General features: G+C 55.4%; 19 protein-coding genes. 11 read left to right on the top strand and 8 right to left on the bottom strand.

Annotated features, from left to right (window positions below; translation table 11 throughout):
* Positions 1-59: 59 nt before the first annotated feature.
* The 5 genes from TPCCA_RS02310 to uvrC all read left to right on the top strand — a co-directional run bounded on the left by TPCCA_RS02310 (position 60) and on the right by uvrC (position 6,814).
* Positions 60-1,406: an acetate kinase gene (locus TPCCA_RS02310; RefSeq protein WP_010881925.1), complete on the top strand. Its 1,347-nt coding sequence runs from the start codon at positions 60-62 to the stop codon at positions 1,404-1,406.
* Between the two features lie 63 nt (positions 1,407-1,469).
* Positions 1,470-3,077 carry a glucose-6-phosphate isomerase gene (locus TPCCA_RS02305; protein WP_013945122.1) on the top strand — a complete coding sequence of 536 codons (1,608 nt, stop codon included), beginning with the start codon at positions 1,470-1,472 and terminating at the stop codon, positions 3,075-3,077.
* Positions 3,078-3,217: 140 nt separating this feature from the next.
* A complete protein-coding gene (locus tag TPCCA_RS02300; protein WP_010881923.1) occupies positions 3,218-3,955 on the top strand; it encodes a YebC/PmpR family DNA-binding transcriptional regulator in 738 nt (245 codons plus the stop codon).
* Positions 3,956-4,019: 64 nt separating this feature from the next.
* Positions 4,020-4,664 (top strand): hypothetical protein, encoded by a 645-nt coding sequence (locus TPCCA_RS02295; RefSeq protein ID WP_013945121.1) that lies wholly within the window; start codon positions 4,020-4,022, stop codon positions 4,662-4,664.
* A gap of 74 nt (positions 4,665-4,738) precedes the next feature.
* A complete protein-coding gene (gene uvrC, locus TPCCA_RS02290) occupies positions 4,739-6,814 on the top strand; it encodes an excinuclease ABC subunit UvrC (protein WP_013945120.1) in 2,076 nt (691 codons plus the stop codon).
* 12 nt (positions 6,815-6,826) lie between these two features.
* Here uvrC and TPCCA_RS02285 read toward each other — a convergent pair whose 3' ends face one another.
* On the bottom strand, positions 6,827-8,236 hold the full coding sequence (locus tag TPCCA_RS02285; protein WP_013945119.1) for a tetratricopeptide repeat protein: 1,410 nt from the start codon (positions 8,234-8,236) through the stop codon (positions 6,827-6,829).
* Here TPCCA_RS02285 and TPCCA_RS02280 point away from each other — a divergent pair.
* Together TPCCA_RS02280 and TPCCA_RS02275 are read left to right on the top strand one after the other, a co-directional pair.
* A complete protein-coding gene (locus tag TPCCA_RS02280) occupies positions 8,228-9,073 on the top strand; it encodes a tetratricopeptide repeat protein (protein WP_013945118.1) in 846 nt (281 codons plus the stop codon). The genes TPCCA_RS02285 and TPCCA_RS02280 overlap by 9 nt on opposite strands.
* A gap of 1 nt (position 9,074) precedes the next feature.
* Positions 9,075-11,018 carry a tetratricopeptide repeat protein gene (locus TPCCA_RS02275; RefSeq protein ID WP_245522213.1) on the top strand — a complete coding sequence of 648 codons (1,944 nt, stop codon included), beginning with the start codon at positions 9,075-9,077 and terminating at the stop codon, positions 11,016-11,018.
* Here TPCCA_RS02275 and TPCCA_RS05310 read toward each other — a convergent pair.
* Complete coding sequence (locus TPCCA_RS05310; protein ID WP_083815501.1) at positions 10,988-11,236, bottom strand: hypothetical protein; 249 nt, start codon at positions 11,234-11,236, stop codon at positions 10,988-10,990. The two genes, TPCCA_RS02275 and TPCCA_RS05310, sit on opposite strands and share 31 nt — an antisense overlap.
* Between TPCCA_RS05310 and TPCCA_RS02270 the strand changes: the two genes are divergently transcribed.
* Genes TPCCA_RS02270 through trmB form a run of 3 tightly spaced genes read left to right on the top strand, consistent with a single transcriptional unit; the run spans position 11,227 to position 13,947 of the window.
* Entirely contained in the window at positions 11,227-12,396 is a 1,170-nt protein-coding gene (locus TPCCA_RS02270; RefSeq protein WP_013945116.1) for a DUF8084 family protein, read from the top strand. The two genes, TPCCA_RS05310 and TPCCA_RS02270, sit on opposite strands and share 10 nt — an antisense overlap.
* Positions 12,329-13,198 (top strand): hypothetical protein, encoded by an 870-nt coding sequence (locus tag TPCCA_RS02265; RefSeq protein WP_013945115.1) that lies wholly within the window; start codon positions 12,329-12,331, stop codon positions 13,196-13,198. Before TPCCA_RS02270 ends, TPCCA_RS02265 begins: the two co-directional genes overlap by 68 nt.
* Positions 13,195-13,947, top strand: coding sequence for a tRNA (guanosine(46)-N7)-methyltransferase TrmB (gene trmB, locus TPCCA_RS02260; RefSeq protein ID WP_013945114.1), 753 nt, complete (start codon positions 13,195-13,197; stop codon positions 13,945-13,947). Before TPCCA_RS02265 ends, trmB begins: the two co-directional genes overlap by 4 nt.
* A 58-nt stretch (positions 13,948-14,005) precedes the next feature.
* On the opposite strand, the gene TPCCA_RS02255 is transcribed toward trmB, so the two are convergent.
* The 6 genes from TPCCA_RS02255 to TPCCA_RS02230 form a co-directional block, all read right to left on the bottom strand.
* The gene (locus TPCCA_RS02255; protein WP_013945113.1) at positions 14,006-15,277 is read right to left on the bottom strand and encodes a hypothetical protein; all 1,272 of its coding nucleotides are present in this window, start codon (positions 15,275-15,277) and stop codon (positions 14,006-14,008) included.
* A 51-nt stretch (positions 15,278-15,328) separates the two neighbouring features.
* Complete coding sequence (locus tag TPCCA_RS02250; protein WP_245522202.1) at positions 15,329-15,685, bottom strand: helix-turn-helix domain-containing protein; 357 nt, start codon at positions 15,683-15,685, stop codon at positions 15,329-15,331.
* A gap of 60 nt (positions 15,686-15,745) precedes the next feature.
* A complete protein-coding gene (locus tag TPCCA_RS02245; RefSeq protein WP_013945111.1) occupies positions 15,746-16,453 on the bottom strand; it encodes a tetratricopeptide repeat protein in 708 nt (235 codons plus the stop codon).
* A 42-nt stretch (positions 16,454-16,495) separates the two neighbouring features.
* A complete protein-coding gene (locus TPCCA_RS02240; protein WP_013945110.1) occupies positions 16,496-17,293 on the bottom strand; it encodes a pseudouridine synthase in 798 nt (265 codons plus the stop codon).
* Positions 17,294-17,309: 16 nt separating this feature from the next.
* Complete coding sequence (gene scpB, locus TPCCA_RS02235; protein WP_013945109.1) at positions 17,310-17,888, bottom strand: SMC-Scp complex subunit ScpB; 579 nt, start codon at positions 17,886-17,888, stop codon at positions 17,310-17,312.
* A 90-nt stretch (positions 17,889-17,978) separates the two neighbouring features.
* Complete coding sequence (locus tag TPCCA_RS02230; protein WP_013945108.1) at positions 17,979-19,760, bottom strand: hypothetical protein; 1,782 nt, start codon at positions 19,758-19,760, stop codon at positions 17,979-17,981.
* 67 nt (positions 19,761-19,827) lie between these two features.
* Here TPCCA_RS02230 and TPCCA_RS02225 point away from each other — a divergent pair, with 67 nt between their 5' ends.
* A complete protein-coding gene (locus TPCCA_RS02225; protein WP_013945107.1) occupies positions 19,828-21,144 on the top strand; it encodes a DUF8086 family protein in 1,317 nt (438 codons plus the stop codon).
* The last annotated feature ends 80 nt before the right edge of the window (positions 21,145-21,224 follow it).

Below are 21,224 nucleotides of genomic sequence, written 5' to 3'. Positions count from 1 at the left end.
GCGCATTTTGCGTGTATGCTACGGTGTCCGAGAAATTACCAAAACGGTGGAGGTGTATTATGATTATCCTCACGCTAAACTGCGGCAGTTCATCTGTAAAATACCAGGTGTATAACTGGACAGAGCGTGCGGTGATTGCCGTCGGCGTGGTAGAGCGTGTTACTCAGGCAGGATCTGTTATCACGCATGAGGTGCACGGCCGAGAGAACCACGTTCGGGAAAGTCCCTGCCCTACCCATACCGAAGCGGTGCAGCTTATCATCAGCACCCTCACCGATGCGCACGTCGGTGTTATCAGCGACATGAGTCTTATCAAGGCAGTTGGACACCGCGTCCTACACGCAGCAGATCGCTTTGTAAAGTCTGTCGTTGTGACTCCTGACGTGCTAGAAACGTTTCGCTCTGTTCAAGACCTTGGCCCTCTCCACAACCCCGCAAACATCCGTGGTATTGAGGCTGCCCAGGCGGTCATCCCCTCAGTTCCTCACTGTGCCATTATGGATACTGCGTGGCATCAAACCATGCCAGAAGCTAGCTTCATGTACGCAGTGCCCCGGCAGTGGTACGAAGAATATGCGGTACGTCGCTACGGCTTTCACGGCACGAGTTTTCTTTATACTGCAAAGCGCGCCTCTGTCATTCTCAAAAAAAGGGCTGAGGACACAAACATAATCATTGCGCATATTGGAAACGGCGCTTCCATGTGTTGTGTCAAAAATGGTGTCAGCTTTGACACTTCCATGGGCATCACCCCGCTAGAAGGCCTGATTATGGGAACACGCTGCGGGGACTGCGACCCTGCGCTTGCCTTTTACATTATGAGAAAAACAGGCATGTCTGTCTCAGACATCGACACCACTCTCAATAAACAGTCCGGTTTGCTAGGTATCACCGGAAAATACGTGGATCGACGCGATGTGTGTGCTGCCATGAAAAATGGAGACGCGCTTGCACGCCTTGCCTTTGACATGGAGGTACACCGCATCCGGAAATACTTCGGCGCATACGTTGCAGCTTTGGGTAAACAGCCGGACGCGCTTGTCTTTACCGCAGGCGTTGGAGAGATGTGCTGCGACGTACGCGCAGCAGCGTGCGCAGGACTCGAACACCTAGGCATCCGACTTGATGCGCGAAAAAATGAACTCGCCCGCACGCGCAATGCAGAAACTGAAATTAGTACAGACGATTCACCCGTCCGCATTCTGGTAATCCCAACAGATGAAGAATTGGTCATGACCGAGGACACGTATGCACTCATGCAGGGAACATACGACGTGCACACGCGTTTTACCTACTCGTTCCAGGATCCAACCTATGTCAATAAGGCGCGGGCAGCAGGATTAAAAAGAGATTTAGAAAAGAACCCGGCACTCGCGACGATTGTCGTGCCGCGTCTTGATACATAGAACAGCCGGCGATATGTCTGTAGGTAAACCCTACGGGGGTAGAACGATAAAAGGAGACGCGCAGTGAATTGGAGAAATCTTGACGAGTGCGCCGCATACGCCCGCCTGCAGGCGATTCGTGCGCCGTCGCTGAAGACAGTACTCTGTGGACCAGAGGGGATAGAACGTGTGCGGCGCTATTGTACCGACGCGGGAGCTGGGCTGCGCTATCACTACGCAGCGAAAACAGTGAATGAAGAAATTCTCACGGCGCTTGCTGCTCTTGCAGACGAGCAGGAATTGGTCGCAAAGTACGACGCCCTGCGCGCAGGAACACAGATAAACACGGGGGAAAAACGTAAGGTGCTGCATCACCTAACGCGCCTCGGCGTGCAGGGGTCATCGCTTGCCTCGTTGCCGTGCGAAGTGCGCGATATGCACGCCTTTTATACAAAAGAATACGAAAGAGTATGTGCGTTCGCACGGCAAGTACACGAAGGGGGGCTGCGCACGTCTCGCGGCGCACCGTTTACCGACGTTGTACAAATTGGAATTGGTGGATCAGATCTCGGTCCACGGGCGTTGTATCTCGCGCTGGAAGGTTGGGCACAGAGGCACCAGGCGGTTAAGATGCGCGCACACTTTATCTCCAACGTGGACCCAGACGACGCAGCGCTTGTACTCTCAAAACTACCGCTTGAGACCACGCTTTTTATTTTGGTATCAAAGAGTGGCACGACGCTTGAAACACTCAGTAATGAGCTTTTCGTCGCACACGTCCTTCGTCAAGCAGGTCTGGAACCGCACACACAGTTCGTGGCAGTTACCAGCGAGACCAGTCCACTTGCAAATAATCCCCAGTACCTTGCTTCCTTCTACATGGATGATTTTATCGGTGGACGCTACTCTAGTTCCTCTGTCTGTGGCGCTGTGGTACTCACGCTTGCGTTTGGACCGCAGGTGTTTGGGCACTTCCTCTCCGGTGCGGCAGAGGCGGACCGAGCAGCACAGGAACAGGACATACGGCGTAATGCGGCACTTCTTGACGCGCTCATCGGTGTGTACGAGCGCACTATTCTGGGACACGAGCACACCGCGGTGTTGCCCTATAGCCAGGCGTTGGCTCGCTTTCCTGCACATTTGCAACAACTGGATATGGAATCTAACGGCAAGAGTGTTAACCGCTTCGGCATTCCGATAACGTATAAGACCGGCCCGGTGATCTTTGGAGAGCCTGGGACAAACGGTCAGCACTCGTTCTACCAACATCTGCATCAAGGAACATCGGTGGTGCCGCTTCAGTTCATTGCCTTTCAACATAGTCAGCTCGGGCAGGATCCGATAATCCGTGGATCTACCGGTCAGCAGAAGCTCCTTGCAAATGTCGTTGCACAAATTGTCGCGTTCGCCAGGGGAAAAGAGCACGCGGATGCAAATAAAACGTTTTCCGGGGAGCGTCCATCCAGTCTGCTATACGCTAAAGCGCTTACCCCACAAACGCTCGGCGCACTTCTTGCACACTTTGAAAACAAGATTATGTTTCAAGGATTTGCGTGGAACTTGAACAGCTTTGATCAAGAAGGAGTGCAGCTGGGCAAGACGCTTGCACAACACATATTAGCAGGAGAGGTGGAAGGCGTGTTGCGCGCCTACGCAGATCTGTTTGATTTAGCACACGCGCCGACGTGCTAGGTCTGTGCTTCTTAAGCCCGCGGTAATTACGCGGGCCGTGCAATATGCGTCAGCGGGACTTGGAGAAAAGCGCACACCGTGCTAGCATCAGGCGCCCGCGTTCCGGTACGTACATTTTCGGGCATTAGGGGAAAGATCTCATGTCTGGACATAGTAAATGGGCCACTATCAAGCATGCTAAGGGAGCTGCGGACGCAAAGCGTGGGCAGTTGTTCACTAAGTTTATCAAGGAAATATCTGTTGCTGCCCGCATGGCAGGCGGTGACCCACAGGCTAATCCACGTCTGAGGACTGCAATCCTTAAGGCACGTGCCGCTAATATGCCTAAAGATAACATTGAGCGGGCTATTAAGAAGGGTACGGGGGAATTGTCTGGCAGTAGCTATGAGGAGCTCGTTTATGAAGGTTATGCGCCGGGCGGTGTTGCCGTTTTGGTCGAGGTGCTCACCGATAACAAAAACCGCGCGGCCGCGAACGTGCGCAATTTGTTTTCCCGTAATGGAGGTAATTTAGGTTCGGCAGGATCTGTTTCCTATATGTTCAATCGCAAAGGAGTTATAGAGTACGATTCCGAACAGGTTGACGAAGAGGCTCTCATGGAGCTTGCCCTCGAAGCGGGTGCTGAGGACATACAGAACGCCGGTGGTGTCCTCACCGTCACCACGGTTCCCGGTACGTTTGAGACGGTCCTCGAATCCCTTCAGGCCAAGGGGTGGGAATCACTATCTGCCGGTATATCTATGGTTCCCGACACGTACCTGGCGCTTGATGAGGAGACTGCGCGTAAGGTATTGAAGATGATTGACCGGCTCGAAGAAGAAGAGGATGTTCAGGCCGTCTACAGTAACGCTGATATTCCAAGCGAGCTTGTGCTGTAAAGCGGCGCACTTTTGATGGGCGAACGCATACCCGCGGTGATCTTTCGCCGTATGCGGTGTCCCGTTGGTTACGGTATCGATAGTGGAAATATTTCTCATTATTTCGTTGCCTCTTTTGTTCTTTTCCTCTTTCGCGGACGCTGGGGACCCACTTCAGGAACTTATTTCGTTTGTGCACGGCGCCGTGCTCGCTGTGCCTCTCCTCCTACTTCGTTCATTTTTTCTCGGGTACTATCCGCCGGATTCCGCCCTTGTGGAAGAGCAGTGGATGCGCTTTTTTCTTTTTGATTATGTTTTTCCTCTCTTTTGCCTGCCGTTTTTCCTCTTTACTTCTCGCTCACTTGAGCGTGTATCCCTCGTATCGGGCGTGTCTGCGCTCTTCGGCGCGTATACGTCGTTTTTCTTTGTGCACGTGTATACACAACTTAATGATCCTGACCTTCTGGCGCGTGTCATGACACTCGTGCTGTACATGACTAACCTGCTGCAGTTACACGCGCATGTTTCTTTTTCTATGCGCACGCGCTTGCCACTCCTCGGGTTAATCGCTGCGTTGTGTATATTCCTCCTCATGGGTGCTTTTTCTGCAACAGTCATGACACTTTATTTTTTCAATGCGCGTACAGTGGTATACACTTCCATGCTGGCAGGAGCGGGAGGTGTGGCACTGCTCACCCACTTCTTTGCCGTGCGTATGAATGTTTGTTAGAACCAAAATAAGCCGGCATACTTCTGCGCGTGACGGGAAAAACAGTTTCACGATTCTTGGTGGGGGCATGACTCGTGCGTCCTTCTGAATCTCTCGTGGAGACGTTGCGCATTCAGGCACTCAGTGCCCCGTCTACAAGCGGTGTGTATCTATGGAAAGACGTACACGGCGTTGTCATCTATGTCGGTAAAGCAAAATCACTCAGGACAAGACTCACTTCTTACTTTCGCTGCAGGCACGACCCAAAGACACGCGTGCTGATGTCGCGCGCCGCTGCACTTGAATATCTACAAACACAACACGAATACGAGGCGCTGCTCCTTGAGAACACACTCATAAAAAAACATACTCCGCGCTACAATATCTGTCTCAAAGACGGGAAAACCTATCCTCTGCTCAAGCTAACCTGCGAGCCATTTCCGCGTATTTTTCGCACACGCCAATTCTGTCAAGACGGTGCACGGTACTTTGGTCCCTTCCCTGACGTGCAAATCCTCGATTCTTTTCTTAAACTCATTTTACGCACCTATAAAATCCGTACGTGCACCACCTTGCGGAAGAGAAAAAATCCTTGCCTCTACTATCACCTGAAGCGCTGCGATGCCCCGTGTTGTGGATGGGTCTCTCCACGCACATATCAAAAGGACATACATGAGATTACCCTGCTGCTCGAGGGGAATATTGACGCGACTGCAGCGCGTCTAGAAAAGCGCATGAAACGAGCAGTCCGCCAAGAAGCATTCGAAGCTGCCGCGCGCATACGCGATGATATCCAGGCAATCCGCTGTATTACACACAAAAGTCTTGTTCAAGACATGGACGAACGTGCACGCGATTACATCGCCTGGTCGAGCACGGGAGCAATCGTCACCTTCGCCGTTCTACGCATGCGGGGAGGAAAATTAAACGGTAGAGAACTTTTTCGCACACGTTCATTAAAAAATGAAGAGGAAATCCTTTCAGAATTTCTCATCACTTACTACTCCGACCATACCATACCCCCACATCTATTTGTACACTCGTCTGCAGGGTTAGCAGAACACTGGCTCAGCCATAAAGCAGGTACACAATGTACCGTCACGCTCATCCCTTTGCATACCTTTCCTACGCCGCAGACCCCTTCTTCCACTGTCACCACAAACGCTCCTACCCTTGCAGCTTCGCAAAATAGCAATGCAGTACAAGATTCAGGGTTACGTTCTTGCAACGAAACGTCTACCATGCATACGTTTCAAAAAGCACACGACGCCTGCACTGCAAGCGAAGGCACACGAGAAAACACACCGCACGAGAGTGCGCACACTCCCCATCACCGCGCCATTTTAGCCATGGCGCAGTTAAACGCTCATGAAGATATTACTCGGTATCTGAAAAATCGCGGCGCTGACGATGCACTCAAGGAATTGCAAAAGCAACTGCATCTTGCACGCATTCCAACGCTCATTGAAGGATTTGACATTTCCCATTTGGGTGGAAAGTACACTGTCGCAAGTCTCATTTGCTTCAAAAATGGGGCCCCCGACACAAAGAACTACCGATTGTTTAATTTACGTGCGCACGACACCCGTATTGACGATTTTGCATCGATGCGCGAAGCAATTGCCCGCCGTTATACCCACACACCAGAGGGCTACACTCTGCCCGATCTTATCCTTGTCGATGGGGGAATCGGTCACGTTTCTGCTGCACAGCATGTCCTCGACGCTCTTGGTCTTAGCATCCCGCTTGTAGGTCTTGCAAAACGCGCAGAAGAGCTATTTATCCCCAATTCTCCTACACCACTAGTTCTGGATCGTCGCAACCCTGCACTGCATATGCTGCAACGCATCCGAGACGAAGCACACCGCTTTGCAATCACACGGAATCGGCATCTACGCACAAAGAAAGAGCTAGTCTTAAGCTTTGAGCGTCTCCCCCATGTGGGCAAAGTGCGCGCACACAGACTGCTTGCTCACTTCGGTTCGTTCCGTAGCCTGCAGAGCGCAACTCCCCAGGACATAGCGACAGCCATTCATATACCGCTCACCCAAGCACACACCATCCTGCACGCGGCAACCCGCTCAACAACCACCCCTGTACGAGAAAAATATAAAGAACACGAGCACGACCCCCAGGGAGAATCACCTGGACCAGGTCGGAAAACAGACTAACGCGCACCCGGCCTACGACGACGCATCCAGGAGTCGCTCAAGCTCACTCTTTCCTAGAAGCTCGAGCGGACGATTTTCTGCAAACGAAAGCGCAGCGCGTGAAAACGAAGAAGACGTCACCACCACCCCACGCGCTATACCACGCTCCTTCATGCGCTCCAAAATAGCGCGCAGGAAACTGTCATCGAGCACCCGCGCTTCCCGGTAAAAAACAACGACTTTTGGCTGCGTACGCACGTTGCTCCAACCCTTCTCGTCCCTTTCTGTGGCCACTATTTCACAACACCCGCGCACGTCCTGCACCGAGTCTATGGACAAGCGAAGCGCCTTACTCACAATTCGCTGACACAGATCAAAAAAGGAATCGCCATCGAGGGTCAAATACTCCTTCATCCGGTCGTTCAAACGTATATCCTGATATTGCGCGAGCTTTATGGTCACATCCTTAAAACCCGCAGACCGTGCGTTGATAGCCTCCCACTGCTCAATTGCCTTTTCCACATCCCGCTTTTTTTCGTAACAGGAGGCTAAGAGATAACGTATCTGCAAATCCTCATTTGCACCCGACTGCGACTTGCAGCGCAGCGCACGGTCAAACTCAACAATGGCCCGATCCACATCCTTCGCATCCATGTAGCAACAGCCACGCTCGGTAAAACACTTCTGCCGCAGCACAGGACTCTTCGACGCCTGCTCAAAGGAGCGAAGTGCCGCCGCATACTCCCTTTCTTTCCGCAAGAGCTGCCCCTGGCAAAAGAGAGCCTCCGCATTTGCAGGTTCCAAGGCTAGCACGGTATCGAGCTCTGCCCTTGCTTCTGCAAGATGACCAGACCGAAGAAACAACGAACCGAGCGCAGCATGCGCTGCAGGATGCGCAGCGTCCATACCGATGCACTGGCGATAGTATGCCGCAGCCCGATCGGTCACATTCTTGCGTTCAAACAGCTGCCCAATACGGTAGTGATAATCTGCACACGTAGGGTCCAAGCGAATAAGAAGGGTATACTCCTTCAGAGCCTCCTCGATTTGGTCAAACTGGAGGTAAAGCTGCGCAATAGTCTTGCGAAACTCAACCTCATCTACCACCTTTCCGAACGCAGCTCTGCTGCTGGCAGCGCGCAGCTCCATAAGCGCGACGTCGCGCTTCCCTTCCGCAAGATGCGCACGACCGAGCAATACACGCACTGCCCAGTTATGGGGATCTTTAGCCAAAACCGCATGGGCATGCTTGATAGCAAGCGCGTACTTGCCGTCTCGAAAACTTTTTTCCACCAAAAGTTGTCTGCGCGAGATGGAAAAACCTCTCATCAAAAAAACGAGCAAAAAGACGATACTTGACGAGAGCGCCGCTGCCAGCAGTGCCATGTACGCGGACACGCCGCCCATGGTAGCGCACCCTAGAAGGAATGTCAAATGTGCCAAAAATCCTCACCGTGCACCTACGCACGCGTACGCTCCCTTCCATCCGTTCGCTTATTCTCCTTTCTTGCGCTCGCGTTTGCGTCCTTCCTGCGGGCAGAGGACGCCTTTGACCACTTTCGTGAAGGAGAGCGCCTCCTCTCCTTACAGCAGGCACAGCAGGCCATCGGTCCACTTCACAAAGCAGCACAGCAAAAACCCGCCCACCCGAAAGCAGCACTCTACTTGGGAATGGCGTACCTACAGACAGGACGCTACACGCAGGCAATCCAGTGGCTGCAAAACCCACCAGTACACAGTCAGGAATATGCGCACCTATACGCCTACAATCTCGGGAACGTATACTTCGTGCAACATCGCTACGAGGAAGCACAGCATGCGTATGAACAGGCCCTCGCCCTCAAGCACGATTACCCTCCTGCCTTGCTCAATCGCGCAAACACTGCCATGAAGCGACAAGCCTACGCACACGCACTGGCTGACTATAAAAAGTACGTGTCCCAAAACCCGACTGCTTCACAACACTACGAAGTGCAGCGTATGATAGCGGCGCTTGAGCAGTGGCTGCAGCGCAAGGAGGCGGAGGAAGCCCGGCGCAAGGAGGCGGAGGAAGCCCGGCGCAAGGAGGCGGAGGAAGCCCGGCGCAAGGAGGCGGAGGAAGCCCGGCGCAAGGAGGCGGAGGAAGCCCGGCGCAAGGAGGCGGAGGAAGCCCGGCGCAAGGAGGCGGAGTTTGAAGCTCTCAAGCGCGCGCTTAGACTGAAACAAGCGGAGGACGCGCGTACCCTCTCCACTGGATCGGAGGACACCGTCCCCTATCAGGAGGAACGCAACCTTGAATAATGTGCACAAGACGTTCATTGCACTCGCCGCGGGGCTGGTGCTGCTTCTTGCGGTAGTTGCCGGGTTCAGTCTCTTTTCCCGGGGGGTGGTGCGCGCACGCCTACCTCGTGCAGCGGGCGAGACTCTCCTTGAGGAGGAGGGCGTTTCTGAGCAAGAACTCGCCTGGCTGGAGACGAACCAGCTGCTGCAAGAGCAAGGGGAGGAACCCGGCGTGCTTGTGGACCATCACGTCCAGCTCTCAGGGAATAGTGATGAAGAACAGTTCCTACAGACCCTTTCAGAGGAGTTGGCTCCCCAGCGCCCAGTTCCCTACGCGCCTACGCCGAGAGAGCGTATGCAAGAACAAGACACGCGGCAAAAGGGCGCGCGTGTTCTCACCCCGCCCCGGGGGGTGTCTCGCACGGCGTCTTTTTCTCCTGAAAAATCGATAAAGCGGGCCGTGCAGATTGCAACGCGCCCAGAGGTGCGCGCACCTGCAGAAACTGCCACGCCACAGCACCACGTGCACGCGTTGCTTTCCGAAGGAAAAGAATTGACGGAACGACGTGATTATCCAGGAGCGGTGCGTGTGTTTAACAAAGCAATACGTGCACTCCCTGCCGGGGACGCGGTGTTCGCAGCAGACGCATACACCCGTATGGGAGAAGCTATGTACGCGCTTTCACAGCACGATAACCGTGACGGTTTTGAGCGGACACGGGCACTTGAAACGGCAACCGTGTATGTGAAGGAAGCCTTGAGGCTCAACCCACGCTCCGCAGCTGCACACTACCTTGCCGCGTGCATTGCAGATGCGCAGCCTGATGACGACCAAACAACGGCTCTCACGTTGCTTGAACGCGCCGCGGCGCTTGACCGGCGCGAATATCGCTACAGCTATGAGTTGGGTAAGCGTCTTTTCGCAGTGCGCAGGTTTGCTGAGGCACAGGAAGCGTTCAATGCGGCGACGGTTGCGAATCCAAAGTTCGAGCCTGCATTTTTTAATCTGGGGCTCACCTGTAGGGTGCGTGCAAAACATGATCTAGCCCTGCAGGCGTTTGGGGCGGTCATCCGATTGAACCCAACGCACACGCGTGCGTGGATAGAGCTTGGACGTGTGCACGATGCACAAGGAGAAGTGTCTGCTGCGCTTGCCGACTATCAAAAGGCGCAAGAATGCGCGGCTGCTGCGGAAGCGCATGATCTATACCTGACAGCCGCGCGTGAACGCGCACGTGTCCTGGCAAAAAGTGGTGCGAAGGAAGAGGCTGTGCGTCTGTTTCAAGAAATCCTAGAGCAGGATTCTGAGGACGCGCTTACTTTGTACAACCTCGCAACCGTGCTGCTTGATCTCGATAGGAACGAAGAAGCGTTAAAGCACGCGCAGCAGGCCGTCTACGCGAATGGATCGCAGGCACGCTTCCTCTACGCGTATGCACTTGCAGCGCAAAAAACAGGGCGTGTGGATCTTGCCTTAACACAGTATCAGCTGGCTGCAGCACGGGACCCTGCACACGTGAAGGCTCACAACAATTTGGGCAAACTGTATTTGGACAAGGGAGCATTGCAAGAGGCGGAAACACACCTGCAGGCGGCTCTTGCCCACGATGCGCAAAACTTTGAGGTAAACAGCAATCTAGGGAAGTTGTACGTCCTGCGCGCGCAGTGGGAGACGGCAATAGCGCACTCCCGCCGCGCCGCCACCGCACAGCCTCAAGACCGAGAGGCACAGTGCCAAGTGGCACGCGTGTATGTGGCGGCTGGACAGCCGCATGAAGCACTCCGCGCGTACCGTGCCGTGCTCGCTCAGGACGCACGCGCGTGGGACGTGTACCTAGAGGCTGGGAAACTAGCAATCAAAGTGAACGAAAAAGAGTATGCACAAGAGGTACTAACGCAGCTTTTGGATCGCAATCCCGATTATGCACAGGCGCCTCACGTGCGGCAGCTCCTATCCTCTTTGTAGCGGTCAGCACTCCGGATGCTTTTGCGCAGAACATCAGCCTTTCTCGGGGTTATTTCTGATTCCCCACCGCCCCTCCTGACTCCTTCCTGCATGCACAGGAAGGATCGGTGCGGTTCGTCTGCTACGTAGAATCTCTTTATCCCCCACCCCTCATTCCTTGATAGAATGAAAGGACGGCGGACACACTTCAACGGGAGCGCAGAAAAGTATGAGTTCAAGACATAAACGACGCATCCTGAACCTCCCACTCAAGCTCGTACTCACGCAAGAGGGCAGCGAGTTTTTTATAAAACAAAACAGGAAGCTCATGAAATTAAAACTCGCTGAGCATGTCGAGGATTATGGTATCGCACTCGATGCCTTTGCACCTAAAACGGTGCAAGGTCTTTTGCTCTCTGGATACGTTTCCCTCATTGAGGTTTCACCGCCTGAGTTTGCTTCCTCACGTCAAGAAATTATTGATCTTTCAAAGCTCATCGTGCATTCCATCCTCTACCGTCAATATGATTGCTACGTGTTCAGACAGATTCTGAACTCTGAAGTAATTAAAAAGTGGAATCGCAGTAACCCGGGGAGCAGCATTGACGAACACGCAAATCTCAATGCTCCTTTCATCTATAATCATTTAAAACAGCATGAAGCACACGTCACGCAGATTAAGCATCATATTCTTCGTTTGCTTCACGCTTCGCTCGCTGCGTGCGAAGAACGTACTCCAAAGGAGAAAAATACGCTTCTTTTCCTCGGCGAAAAGTTTTTGGATACCCTGCGCCCCTTTACGTGGTTTATCATCAGTAAGTTTCAGCACGCACCGGACATGGGGTCTGTGCTCAGTAGCATTCACACCAGCCTTGCGCAATATTTGAATAAGGCGCGCATTGCTGAGTATATTGCATTAGTCCTTGTAGAGCTCCTCATCAATGAGGAGAATACGAATTTAAAAAAAGAGGTGCAAAAGCTCTTTCCAGACCTTGAAGACACGCAAGAGGCGCTCTGCGACGAAGGTATCCGCAGGCGTATTGTTGCAGAACTCAAACACAACGCTGAGTCTCTCTTTATTTCGTGGAAACTTGAGGGGAGGAGCGTGTCTACTGCCGGTACCCGCAGTAAGCTAAAAATTACCGTGTATGGGAGGAATGATTACCCACAAGAAATGCGCAATTGCTTACAGGATGCAAAAGTGGTAAATGCGGACACTGACACGCTTGTTGACTACTGCCAGCAAACTATAGATACTGCCAAGCACGCCAACTTGGGCGTGTACTACATTTCGTATTTGAGCGAAGCGTGCAAAGAAGCAAACGTGCGCTTTGAGTCAAGTCTTAACCGTTTTACACGCTCTGAGTTCACCACCGTGGATTTGTCTTTTGCGTTTTAATCGCATGGTTCTCGCTCGCCAGTGCGCGTTTGTACTGGTTTCTTGTGTGGTGCCGTGTATAGCGGGCGCAGTGCTTTCTTCCTGTATGCCCTTTTATGCACGCACAGAGGGGCTAACCCTAAAACGAGTGTATTTCGAAAAAGCAGGAAAGACAGACGCAACGCTGGCACTGCACGTGACGCTTGAGTACCCTGCTCCTCCTGAGGAGTACTTTTACCTTGAAGTAGAGGAGCTGCGCACCGGAATGCGGTGGGTCTTTGGGGAAAAAGACACGCGCGTGTACATTGCCACTGACGAACTCCATCCTGGACGCCGTATGCTGCGTGTGGGGGGGATGCAGTATCCGTGGGGAGATTTTCCTGCCGGAACGTACGTGGTGTACGTGCGCGACAGCACAGGCACATATGCACAGCAGCGCGTTACCCTAGGCGCAGGCTACCCAGCACACGAACCCTTTCCGTTTTCCTTTTCTGTAGACGCGCAACGCTGGACGCTATCGACGCCTGCGCAGCCGGCACTGGTCGGTCCCTTTACTGCGCACACGCACACTTCCCTGGTGCTGCTGACGCGCGACTACCGCACTGTGGCACAGCATCCCCTTTCGTTAACTTCTTTGCCCAATGCGCGCCTTTCCTCTCCCCGAGTACACACCTTCGAGGCGTCCATGGACGCACTGAAAACGACACACCAGGACGCATACTACCTGCAGTGCGTGGTTGAGGACTTTCAGCGCTCCTGGCGCTTTATCTCACAACCTCACCGTTTATATCCTGAAGACGCCCTGTCTGAGCAAGCGCCATGACAAACGACAGTGCACGCATGCGGAAAGTTCTCACCTTTACGCGCAGATCAAACCGCATGACCGCATGCCAAAAACGCGACTACCAGCACCTTGCGCCCCGCTGGATCATCCCGTATCAGAACACGGTGCTCGACTACGCTGCCGTATTCTGTTCACCGGCGGCACCTTCTGCGCCTGCCGGTGCTTTTCCCGCTCCGCAGGGGGAAACGAACGCAGTCGCTCCGGCCTGCGCGCCTGCACCGCTGGTAGTAGAAATTGGCTTTGGTATGGGGAGCGCAACTGCGGCAATCGCGGCACGCAACCCGCACCTTTCCTACCTCGGCATCGAGGTGTACCGCGCAGGAATCGGACGACTGCTGAGAAAAATTGAAGCCGAACGTTTACACAACCTGCGCATCATCGAGCACGATGCACTCGACGTGCTGCGCACCATGATCGCACCGCAGACACTTGCAGGCCTGCACATTTTCTTTCCAGACCCGTGGCCAAAAACGCGGCACCACAAGCGGCGCCTGCTGTACCGTCCGCGCACAGACCTACTCGCGCGCGCCCTTGCGCCGGGTGGCTACCTATACGCGGTCACCGACTGGGCCGAGTACGCACGGCGCGCGCAGGAAGAGCTTGCGCGCACGCCCTCGCTCACGTGGGCACCGCAGGGTGCGCGCCCCTGGCGCCCCGCCACGGAATTTGAACGCAAGGCGCAGACGCAGGGGCGCGCCATTCACGAACTGTTTTTTATCAAAGCGTAAAGATGACCGGCGTGCGGCCTCCCGCCCCGCGCCTCCCTGCAGCACGCATCCGCCCGGGCTACTCCCGATTCCACTCCTTTTTCTGGGCGTCAAATCTCCACAGGCCCGTATACCCGTCTTGTGAATCCCCCACCACCACATACACATCTGGCTTACCACTACTGCCGCTGCTGGCGCCACAAGCTCCACTCGTGGAATCAACGGTGTAAATGTCGCTGATTGCAAAACGGCCGATGGTGCCTTCATATTGGCTTACGCTTCCCTTGGGGGTGACACTGCATTCCTCCCACTGTTCCGGACCGCGCACGTTCCCTGGCCTCAGGCAGCCGGTACTGCCGCCGCTCCCCGTTTCCAGTTTTATTTCCTTGTACCCCCGGCTGCCCCCAATGAGCAAAAACTCAGTGTTGCCGTTTTTGACGTGCGCGATGCACAGGGGATTGGTGACGGTGTGCGCTACTTTGCAAGAATCTACCGACCTAGACGCCACGGCGCAGTGGGCGACACCGCCGCTTCTCCCACTCGCTTGGACCGTACGACAGTGGACGTCCGTGCCGTCCAACACGTAGAAGCACCCCTCTCTATCGCTCGTGCAGCCGAGGATGGGGGACGTAGCAGTGTCAAACGTGCCGTCCTTTGCGTAGGTGCAGCCACTCCCTGAACCACTGCTTTTGGTGTACACGGCCTTGGTGGTTACCACGTACCCGGTTCCGGAGCCCAGGATGTTCTCATCATTTTCGTTATTGATACCATCATCGGAGAGGACGACACATCCGCCTCCACCGCCGCCTGAGGACTCAGAGTCGGGTTTACTGGGCATTTGCAAAAAGGGATTTTTTGACCCGACAATGCGGGTTGCCCCATTTGTTTTTCCTAAAACGACCGGACTCCTTCCGGTACCTCCGTTGCCTTTGCTGCAGTACCCGTACAGACCTTCCCCCGAAACACAGGCGTACACGACACTGCCGTTCGAAACAATGCTGGTAATCTTTTTGCCCGGCAAAAAATCTACTGCCTTCCACTCCCCCTCAGACATGTTCGCGTTCTTTTCCCACAGCTGACCGGCGCAGGCGTACAGCTTGTCATTGCACTTTACCAAACCCGTCACTACCCCGCGGATGCTCGGTATTTTTAACGGTACTTCTGACTGGATGGAGGCAAAAATGCCAGAAAAATCGCAGCCGGTTAAGAAACTTGCGCTTAAAAATAACACCGGCGGACAGACTATGCGGCGCACTACGCGGCTTGCGCCGTCTGCTGTGCGCGCGGCACGCCCTCGCCGCGCGCACAGCCTGCACCTGCTTGGACTACAGCTCTTTCCAATCCTTTCCATTGTTCCCCCCTATTACTGCCCTCATGCAGACGTGGCATGTCCCCGCTCCTATCACAGGCACAGAGACCACCCTGCCAAAAACAAAGCACACTGCAGACCCCCGAGGCCGCTATCCGCGCCACCGGGGGGGGGTATCGGAGGTTCGCGCGCTCTCTCCTCCGGTTGTACCGTTTCCTGAGGAGAGACGGCAGATGCTGAAAAGGGTTCCCCTTCCCCGCTTTCTAACCAGAGACGGTTGACCGCAAACACCACACACAACAGCAACGTCAAATCACGACTGAGCGGCATCGTGCCGCGCTCAATCGCGTCGAGCTCTTCAACACCAATCCCAAGTTCCCGCGCAAAAGCCGTCTTACTTAAGTTTTGCTCACAGCGAACGCGCTCAACACGCACACCTATGCCTTCCATCTTCCCAGTATACTCTAAAACACCGCCGCGCATAGCCCCGCGCGCCGCAGCTTGCAACACCTACGGGTACAGGGCAAAAGGAGTAATGGGACCGGGCTTTTTCTCTCCCGCCGGCATCTGGGCAAGGATACGACGGCACACCGCCGCCTTGCGCGCATCACCGAGTGCATGATACGTCCTGCTTAAGTTGTACAAGGCACTCCCCGACCGCGGCAGCAAGCTCAGCGCCGTCTCAAAGGCACGCTGCGCCTGATCGTACTTTTGCTCGGTGTGCAATAGCAGTCCGTAATTGTTCCAGGTAGCACCGTTCTTCGTTTCCAAGCGGATGGCGTGCTCGTACGCATTGCGCGAAGCCTCAGTGTCCCCCATATCGTGGAGCACCACCCCAAGCATGTTCCACACCGCCGCGTGATGAGGGGTGCACCGCAACGCATGATACAGCGCACCTGCTGAATCAACCGTACGCTTGAGCGCATAATAGCCAAGCGCCAGGTTCAACCACAGAAGCCCGTTGAAAGGACTGAGCCCCAATCCCTTGCGTAAACAGGCAACGGTTTCCTCATACCACCCCTTGCGCGCGCAGGAAAGCGCAAGACAGTTCAAAGACTCGGCCGTCTCCTGAACCCCACGGGGCTGCCGCCCGTGCTCAGGGCATTCAAACTCTTCAAAAAACTGATTCACGAGTCGTCCTCCTCCCCTTCTCGAGCGGGTATGCGCGCGCAGTATACCAACAGCACCCGCAAAATACGAGCACCGCGCACACCCCACCTTCAGTCACCCTCCCCCCAGCCAGTCAAAACCACGTCCCTGCTATCGCGCACACCCTGCGCACTGCAAGAGCTGCGCAACTTCCTGCAGGCTCATGGTGCGAAATGCTCCGGGCCTCAGCGGTCCTAGACGCACCCTGCCAATGCGCACCCGCACTAAACGCACGATATCCTGTCCCCACGCCTCGAATACCACACGGATCTCGCGCTTTTTCCCCTCAACCAGTACAAGCTGTACACACTGCGCTGCAAGATACCGCGCGCGCACGCACCGATACCGGCACCCTTCCACCCACACCCCGCGCACAAAAGAGCTCAACAGCGCTGCAGGGACTGGCTCACGCGTTTCTACAATGTACTCTTTCTCTATTCCCGAACGCGGATGGCCAAGAGCCTGCGCGAACGAACCATCATTTGTGAACAGCAGCGCGCCTTCAGACCGCACGTCCAGCCGGCCGATGTGATATAGGCGCTCCTGATACGCAGGCTGTACTAAATCGATTGCACGCGCGTATTCCTGTCTGGACGGGCCTGCCCGCACCTGCGTGTGTGCATACCCGGCAGGAAACTGCGGCGCGAGGGAACAGATGTATCCAACCGGCTTATACAGGAGCACGTAGCGCTGAACTCGTTCAAGCTGCACGACGGTGCCGTCCACACACACCACATTCTGCGCACAAACGGTCCGTCCCTGCGTCGTAACCGTCTGACCATCAACGGTCACACGCCCTGAAGCAATCAAGGCCTCACAGGCACGCCGGGAGGCACAGCCACTCCTGGCTAAATAGACCTGCAACCTGAGGCGAAAAAACGGCTGCAGGCGGCACACCCTCCCCTGCACCCTCTGTTCACCCGGCTTAACGGGTAAGCTCAAAGCGCCGCTGCTCTTCTTCATCAAGTTTGGGCAAGTCCGCAATGCTGCGCAACCGGAACGCAGTCAAAAACTCCTCAGTCGTGCCATACTGTGCCGGCTTGCCGGGTATGTCCTTTTTCCCCACCTCGCAAATCAGACGGCGCTCACTCAAAAGGCGGATCATTGTATCTGCACCTACCCCTCGGATTGCCTCTATTTCAGCACGCGTCACCGGCTGCGCATAGGCCACAATAGACAGCGTTTCCATTGCCGCGCGCGAAAGGCGCCCTTCGCTCCGCTTCCCATAGAGGGTTGCAAGACGCTCCCGTACGGTCGCCGCAGGCAGCAACGCCACACCCTGCTCATTGCAGTGAAGCTCCAGTCCACCACCACCACGCGCGCCAGAAGCGAGAGCTTCACCCAAACGCGCAACATACTCACCCACTGCCTGTTCGCTCAAACCGAGCTTTCGTGCAAGACACGCATAACTGAGCCGCACGCCTTCGACAAACAAAATAGCCTCCAGAAGCGCAAGGTCCGGTGCGGGTGCTCCGTGTAGCGTGCAAGGCTCTGCTTGGTCCATCCTGCCGATGCTACGCTCTTTCCCTCCCTCCTACAAGCACCCAATGCAATCTAACGACAGGGAAGACGGCACCCGCCTGTCTGACTTCCGTTACGGATTAAAATGACCGATCTCCGGCGCACGCACCCGCACCAACGCAAGCATCTGCTGGGGATACTGCGCTACAAACTCTTCAAGAGTGCTCAAACGCGCCGCTTCAAAAACCTCTACCTGAAATCTCCCTGACCGATCGAAATACGGCAAAAACACTGCCGCACGCTGGTATTCACGCAAACGCGGTACGCCACGCTCCTCATTGAGCACGCCAAGATAGAAGTGGCCTGGTTCCATAACTGCAAGATAGTAAAAGAGCGCACGCACATACCCGGTCTGGTATCCTGCATGCGGCAAGTACCCTAGGTACCGCGACGGCCCAGCCGCAGTTTCACCCTGCGTCACACGGGGAGGAACAGCACCCGCAGGCGTCGACGGGGGCGCAATACCCGGATGCCGCGCCTCCTGCTTTATCCTCCCTTTGGGGACACCCTCCACTGCAAAGGGTTCTACCGTTACGTCCACGCCTCCCTGTGCAGGGTACACCGTGCGCCGCACATTAAGACTCAACGCTGCCGCTGCCAGGTTGCGTATCCAGTCAATGCCAAAAAAGGGTGCGCGTGTGCGCTCATGCGCCGCGTTAAAATGAGTACGCGGCATAGTCGTCTGCTTTTTTAGCGCAGACAGGTACACTCCCTGACCGGCAACCGGCGCAATGATCCCGTCTACCACCCACTTCGCAAACCCAAGAGATCCCACTCCCCCGATAATCTCCCGCGGCACTTGGTCCACACGCAGGGCACGGATAATCTCTTGGTCACTTTGACTGCTCCCGTCAGAAATGTGGACCGGGCGTCCCCATTCGTTAAAACATCCATCCTCAAGTGGAGCGAGCCGGTAACTCCTGCGCTTAATGATACTCGCCATTGACTCTACTGCGCTGTACGTGCGCGGCGGATCAAAAATACGCCACGGCACCGCATGCTCCGTAAGCGCCCGCAGCTGCAAAAGCGAGTAGGTATACAACTGTTCAAAGGACAACCCAAGCGCCACGTGCTTGCGCACGTGCACGTTAAAAAGACACACATCAAGATGCGTCTTTCCCTGCATTTCTACTGCAGTGGGCGCAGAAAGTTGTACATACAGCGACGCACTTTCGCGCGGGTATACCCGTATGCACACCGGCGCGCCGGTGTGCATGTGCCGATACAGCACCCATGTGCCTTGCGCCACAGCTTGACTAGGCGCAGCGTCTGTCACAGGTGATTGCGGGGTATCTGCGCCTGTCCTTCCCGCCCGACTTGTTCCTGTGGGCGCCTCGAGCGCGAGGTGCAGCCGAGGCGCCGCTGCCACTGGCGCAGAATGCACACCATCCCTTGGGGCACGATCAGCTAAAAGAGGCGTAACGCGCACTGCAAGGTGTTCGGTTGCGGCAATCACGTACGCCTCAACGCGAAAGCTATTGCCCGTTTCGTCCGTGTAACTACGAGGTGCACGCAGCGCAACACGAGACGGCTCATCCAAAAACCAATCCTGCGCGATAACACGCCGCACATGGTGCGAGTCGGGGATGCGCTCAAAGGGCAACAGCGGCAAACGCTCCCCTCTCTCTGAAACGCCGGAGTCAACCATGATTTCTATGGAGTATTTCTTGCTCAGCTCCTCATCCACCTCACTCGCGCGCAGCAGCCCCTGCAGCATTATCACCAAACTTATGCGTAACACACCGCGCGCACGCGCACCCAGACAGCTCATACGGCCCCATATCGGCGCACGCGTGGGCGGGAAAAAGCAAGATCTAACCGTTCCCATTGCCCACAAACCCCTTGGCAGGTGCATCCTGCTGTGCTAGGGTGCGCCCGCCTTGCACCCTGCAGCTGTCCTGTGTTAAGGAGGTCAAGATACCATGAACACGCGCCTCGCTCTTGTCCTGTGTGCGGTGGGATCTGGCGTGCTGTCTTTCTCCTGTGCACGCACTGCCGAACCGGCCCCCGCAGCTTCCACACACGTCCCTGTCACCACCGCCGGCGCACTCAGTGTCACACCGCCTTCGAGTACTGACCGCTGGTACCAGTTCTCACGCACGGACGGACGAGTGCACCTGCGCGCGTGCCCCGCGCCGTCTCAGCCTTCTGCACCCGAACACTTTGTACCCTGGACTGAGGCTGTACGCCTGTCGGCAGTGGATGCACAGCAAGAACTCTTGCTCATCAATCGCGCCGGAGTACTCCCAGCCACGCAGTTAGCCCGCATGCAGGCCGCACCGGTTCCACGCAAAGCACCCTCCACACCCGCTGCGGAGACGACGTCGCTCACTCTGACGCCCCCCGCACTCTTGGCCACACAGAGCGCTGAGGGCTTTTACTCAGAGCCAATCCCCAGCAGTTCCCCCCACCCTTGCCAGGGTACCGGCGCAGTGTTTGTTCGTCTCTACACCGATCCCCTTTTTACCACTTCACCACAAGACTCTGCAGCTCCTTTTCTGGTGCGTTACGATGTGCGCACCGCTCGCTGGACTTCTGTCGCATACACGCGCGCTCTGGGATTGCCCCGGAACGCCCAATGCACCGCCCTCACCCATACTCGCGGCACCTGGTACGCTTCCTTTAAGTCCTCAGAAGCAGAACGCGTTTCCTTTGCACACTTCTCCTTTCCCTCCCTTTCTTCCCTTGAGAATTTAGAACCTACCCAGCGCAGGGAGCATCCAATAGGGAGAAAAGTGCAGGTGCCCCGTCCTATCTCCGCGGCCGCCTTTCGTGCCGCGTGCACTCCCCAGCGCCTGCACCTTCCGACGGCGTCCACTTCCTCTGATCATCACAGCGACCTGCACGAATTGCTTGTGCATCGCTTGCTTGCGCGCGTACCTCTCTCTCCCCTGTACCTTTCTGCGCGAAGCCCGTGTTGGGCAAGCGATCGCTCCTTTTTAAAGACTGCCCACCGCACTGCTGATGAGCGTGCACACCACGCGAACGCGCTCATTTTTCATCCACCGCGCGCACGGCTTTCTGCCGCACTCTTAACAGATTCAGGCCACCTCTACTTTGTAAGAGAAGACGGCTCTGAAGGCCACGCACGACTGTCCGCCTTACCCCCGCAATTCGTGTACACTTCCTTCACTCTCTCCGGCCCCTCCCTCATTGCAGGGTGGGAAGAACAAGATTTCTTTCAGGTAGGTAGTACAGGTCTTTTATGCACCGAGGTAGAATCCCTTACAGGAACATAAACGCTCCCGGGAGCCTGCTCTATGTCCTATAAATTCTGTAAGGACCCCCACGTCAGGTGCCGACACTACGTTGGCAGGGG

The organism is Treponema paraluiscuniculi Cuniculi A (assembly GCF_000217655.1).
Taxonomy (GTDB): Bacteria; Spirochaetota; Spirochaetia; order Treponematales; family Treponemataceae; genus Treponema; species Treponema pallidum.
Note: the sequence above shows the minus strand (reverse complement) of the source record. Positions and strands in the feature narration are given on the sequence as shown.

What these genes read in the sequence shown, in the direction of transcription:
- TPCCA_RS02270 (WP_013945116.1), top strand. Translation starts at nt 11,227, where the DNA reads ATGAGTTCAAGACATAAACGACGCATCCTGAACCTCCCACTCAAGCTC.
- TPCCA_RS02310 (WP_010881925.1), top strand. Translation starts at nt 60, where the DNA reads ATGATTATCCTCACGCTAAACTGCGGCAGTTCATCTGTAAAATACCAG.
- TPCCA_RS02230 (WP_013945108.1), bottom strand. Translation starts at nt 19,760, where the DNA reads ATGCACCTGCCAAGGGGTTTGTGGGCAATGGGAACGGTTAGATCTTGC.
- trmB (WP_013945114.1), top strand. Translation starts at nt 13,195, where the DNA reads ATGACAAACGACAGTGCACGCATGCGGAAAGTTCTCACCTTTACGCGC.
- TPCCA_RS02250 (WP_245522202.1), bottom strand. Translation starts at nt 15,685, where the DNA reads ATGGAAGGCATAGGTGTGCGTGTTGAGCGCGTTCGCTGTGAGCAAAAC.
- scpB (WP_013945109.1), bottom strand. Translation starts at nt 17,888, where the DNA reads ATGGACCAAGCAGAGCCTTGCACGCTACACGGAGCACCCGCACCGGAC.
- TPCCA_RS02255 (WP_013945113.1), bottom strand. Translation starts at nt 15,277, where the DNA reads ATGGAAAGGATTGGAAAGAGCTGTAGTCCAAGCAGGTGCAGGCTGTGC.
- TPCCA_RS02280 (WP_013945118.1), top strand. Translation starts at nt 8,228, where the DNA reads ATGTGCCAAAAATCCTCACCGTGCACCTACGCACGCGTACGCTCCCTT.
- TPCCA_RS02225 (WP_013945107.1), top strand. Translation starts at nt 19,828, where the DNA reads ATGAACACGCGCCTCGCTCTTGTCCTGTGTGCGGTGGGATCTGGCGTG.
- TPCCA_RS02300 (WP_010881923.1), top strand. Translation starts at nt 3,218, where the DNA reads ATGTCTGGACATAGTAAATGGGCCACTATCAAGCATGCTAAGGGAGCT.